This is a genomic window from Inquilinus sp. (assembly GCF_057815775.1).
In genome coordinates this window covers 1-4152 of the sequence record NZ_JBYRFX010000558.1, presented here as the reverse complement: position 1 = coordinate 4152, position 4152 = coordinate 1, and the positions used below count along the sequence as shown (strand labels likewise).

Annotated in this window: 4 protein-coding genes; all 4 read left to right on the top strand. The window is 68.5% G+C overall.

The annotated features are described in order from the left end of the window. On the top strand, positions 1–277 hold a 277-nt coding region (locus tag AC3XYG_RS19440), incomplete at its 5' end, for a helix-turn-helix domain-containing protein (protein WP_489141509.1). Between the two features lie 257 nt (positions 278–534). After that, positions 535–2343: an ABCB family ABC transporter ATP-binding protein/permease gene (locus AC3XYG_RS19435; RefSeq protein WP_489141508.1), complete on the top strand. Its 1809-nt coding sequence runs from the start codon at positions 535–537 to the stop codon at positions 2341–2343. Between the two features lie 177 nt (positions 2344–2520). Further along, on the top strand, positions 2521–3378 hold the full coding sequence (locus AC3XYG_RS19430) for a tyrosine-type recombinase/integrase (RefSeq protein ID WP_489141507.1): 858 nt from the start codon (positions 2521–2523) through the stop codon (positions 3376–3378). A gap of 8 nt (positions 3379–3386) precedes the next feature. After that, positions 3387–4152: IS91 family transposase (locus tag AC3XYG_RS19425; protein WP_489141506.1), on the top strand; the 766-nt coding region annotated here is incomplete at its 3' end.

The following is a 4152-nucleotide window of genomic DNA, read 5'->3' as shown; positions in this document are numbered from 1 at the left end:
CTCCGTCGAGACCCTCGACGGAGACCTGCGGCGGGACGATCGGCCGCGGCGCATGACGATGACGCCAGAACGGGAGGCCATCGCGATCGGAATGCTCGCGGAAGGCAAAAGCCAGGCAGAGATCGCGCGCGCGATCGACGTCAGCCGCGCGACCCTCTCTCGATGGGCGGCCGCACGAAAGGCTGAGGGGCAACCCCTCGAGGCCGTGGATCCGTTCACCGGGGGAATTGTACCGATTTCAGCGACTGAGGACGGCGGCGCATCGCCGTTCGACTAGCCTGATCGATGAGTGGGCCGCGTCACATCGACGACGTCAATGACGGCAATCCGCGCTCCGTCGCCGGCCTGGTCAGGCTGCGGTGTGGCAAAAGCAGCCATCTCGCCCGCCTGGCGAAAGCGCATGTTCTCTGGCCGATGCCGCTAAGCCATTCTCCGATCTTTCGGATCGACCCATGATCCGGGATTAGAGGGTGCTTGTGAAAGCTATCCCAACCCGGACAAGATGCCGGAGTCGGAGGGAACGGAAACCGAGGCATGTCGACGACATCGCCCCGAGCGAAGGACGGCGCGCGGAGAGACCTGACCACACTGGCCCGGGTCATCCCCTTTCTGTGGCAGGGCGAACGCTGGGGCGCCCGGCTGCGGATTATGGCCTGCGTCGGACTGACATTCCTGTCCTCCTTCGCTGCGGCATTCGTGCCCCTTCTGTTCTCTCTGGCAATCGACACCTATGCCGGCCACGACGCCCCCTGGGCAGTCGGAGCGCTAGGCATCATCTCCGCCTATGCCGCCGCATCTTGGGCCGCACGCCTCCTGGGCACGCTGCAGACGCGGCTCTATGTGCCGATCGAGCATCGGCTGGAGCGGAGGCTGAGCCGAACGTTCTTCATCCATCTGCACGGGCTGTCGCTTCGGTTTCACCTTACCCGCCATACCGGCGCTATCAGCGACGACCTGGCGCGCGGCCTGACCGGGGCCCGCGAGCTGATCTACAGCGCCGCCTTCAGCGTCCTGCCCCTGGCGTTCGAGATCGCCGTCACCTGCATCATCCTGTTGGCGAATCTGCCACCTTTATATGCCCTGGTCACCGCCTGCACCCTGGCCGCCTTCGCATGGGCGATGAGAATAGGCGCCGAAAGCCTGCGGAAAGCCTTGAAGGCAATGCAACAGGAGCGCCGCAGCGCCCAGGCGGTCGCCATCGACAGTTTGCTCAACTACGAGACGGTGAAGTATTTCGGCGCCGAAGATGCGATCGGCCGCCGCCACGACGAGCGGTTGGAGGTAGTGGAGCGACTGGCGGTGCGTAGCTTGGCGTTGTTTACCTTGAATGCCCTTGTTCAGGGGACGGTGCTGAGTGTCGGCCTCGCCATCCTCCTCATCCTCGGCGGCAGGGAGGTCGAAGTCGGCACCATGACGGTTGGCGACCTGGTGCTGCTGAACACCTATTTCCTGCGGCTGGCGCGGCCTCTGGAGCAGTTGAGCCGACTGTACCGGACGATTCGAAACTCCCTCACTTCCGTCGAACAGATGTTCGGGCTGTTGGACGAGGCGCCGGAGGTGGTGGATGCGGCTGGTGCAGTCGCCCTGCCGCCCGGCCGCGGCGCGCTGGAATTCGACCACGTCTCCTTCGCCTACGACCCGCGCCGGCCGATCCTGCAGGATGTCGGCTTCACCATCCCGGCCGGCCGGACCCTGGCGATCGTCGGCGCCTCGGGTGCCGGCAAGTCGACCATCGCCCGGCTGCTGTTCCGCTTCTACGACCCCAGCGCGGGCCGCGTCCTACTGGACGGGCACGATCTGCGCGACGTCACCCAGGCGTCGCTGCGCGGTGCCGTCGCGGTGGTGCCGCAGGACACGGTGCTGCTGAACGAGACGCTGCGCGACAACATCGCCTTCGGCCGGCCGGACGCGACGGATGCGGAGGTCGAGGCCGCGGCACGCATCGCCCAGCTCGACCGCTTCGTCGCCGGCCTGCCGGACGGCTGGGACACCATGGTCGGCGAGCGCGGGCTGAAGCTGTCGGGCGGCGAGAAGCAGCGCGTCGCCATCGCCCGCGCCGTGCTGAAGCAGCCGCGGCTGTTCATCTTCGACGAGGCCACCTCCTCGCTCGACAGCGCCACCGAGCAGGCGATCCAGGAGCGGCTGGCCGAGGCGTCGCGTGGCACCACCACCCTGATCATCGCCCACCGGCTGTCGACCGTGGTGCATGCCGACGAGATCCTGGTGCTGGACCGTGGACGGATCGCCGAGCGTGGCAGCCACGCCGTGCTGCTGGCCCAGGACGGGTTCTACGCCGCGCTGTGGCAGCGCCAGCACCGGGTGTCCGAACCGGCAGCAGAGTAGCTTCATTGAGCTCTGGACCAAACATGGCCAACCAAGCGCCGACCGTTCGGCGCCAAAGGACTAAGCCGCTGCCGCGGCATGGGCATGCTGCGCGGGCGGAGAGTTGAGCCGGCCTGGGCCCTGACCGCGGGTCCTGTCTGAATCAGGGGTCCATTCCCCTGCAGACAGGAGGCTTCCGTGATCTCTGCACCCGTCAGCCCGCTGCGCCAGCGGATGATCGAGGACATGGCCATCCGCCAGTTCGGGCCGAAGACCCAGCACGACTATGTCCGGGTGGTGGCCGACTTCGCCCGGTTCCTGGGCCGCTCGCCGGACCGGGCCGAGCCGGAGGACCTGCGGCGGTACCAGCTGCATCTGGCCGCCCAGGGCGCCTCGCCCGGCAAGATGAACCTCGCGGTGTCGGCGCTGCGGTTCTTCTGCAAGGTCACGCTCGGCCGGCCGGCGTTCGGCGAGCGGCTGGCGACGGTGCGCCAGGGCGAGCGGTTGCCGGTCGTGCTCAGCCCCGAGGAGGTGGCGCTGCTGCTGCACTGCGCGCCCGGCCTGAAGCACAAGGCCGCGCTCAGCGTCGCCTATGGCTGCGGCCTGCGTGCCTCCGAGATCGTCCACCTCAAGGTCTCCGACATCGACTCTTCCCGCATGCTGGTCCGGGTCGAGCAGGGCAAAGGCCGCAAGGACCGTTACGTCATGCTCGCGCCCGACCTCCTGCAACTGCTGCGCGCCTGGTGGCGGGAGGCCCGGCCGCGGGGCTGGCTGTTCCCCGGCCGCGACCCCGCCCAGCCGATCACCCCCCGCCAGCTCAACCGCGCCTGTCATGTCGCCGCGGCCACCGCGGCGCTCGACAAGCGGGTCTCGCTGCACACCTTGCGGCACTCCTTCGCCACCCATCTGCTCGAGCGCAAGACCGATATCCGCGTCATTCAGGTGCTGCTCGGCCACAAGAAGCTCGACACCACCGCGCTCTACACTCGGGTGGCGCTGAAGACCCTCGGCGCGGTCAAGAGCCTGCTCACGCACCTTAAGCCGCCGCCGGCCTGAGCAGCCCCGTGCCGCGGCCATCCCTGGAGGTGGCCGACATCCTGCGCGCCCATGGCGAGGCCTTCCGCCGTGCCCATGCCGGGCATCTGAGCCTCGGCCAGCTCAAGGTCATGTCGGCCATCGAAGCCTGCCGCACCGCCGTGCTCGGCGGCCACGTCGCGCGCTGCGACGACTGCCGGCACCTGGCGGTGAGCTACAATTCCTGCCGCAACCGCCACTGCCCCAAATGCCAAGGCGCCGCGGCCAAGGCTTGGCTCGCCGAGCGCGAGGCCGACCTGCTGCCCGTGCCGTACTTCCACGTCGTCTTCACCCTGCCGGGGCCGCTCGCCGCCATCGCCTTCCACAACAAGGCCGTGGTCTACGACCTGCTGTTCAAGGCCGCCGCCGAGACGCTCCAGACCATCGCCGCCGATCCCAGGCATCTCGGCGCCCGCATCGGCCTGGTCGCGGTGCTGCACACCTGGGGCTCGGCGCTGACCCACCATCCCCATATCCACTGCATCCTCCCCGGCGGCGGGCTCTCGCCCGACAGCGAACGCTGGATCGCCTGCCGGCCCGGCTTCTTCCTGCCGGTGCGCGTTCTGTCGCGCCTGCTTCGCCGTCTCTTTCTGGAGGAACTGCGAGCGGCCCATGAGGCGGGCCGGCTGGGCTTCTTCGGCGATCTCGCCCACCTGGCCGAGCCAGCAGCCTTCACCTGCCTGTTGGCCAAGGCGCGCCGCCTCGACTGGGTGGTCTATGCCAAACCGCCCTTCGGCGGTCCGGAGCAGGTACTGG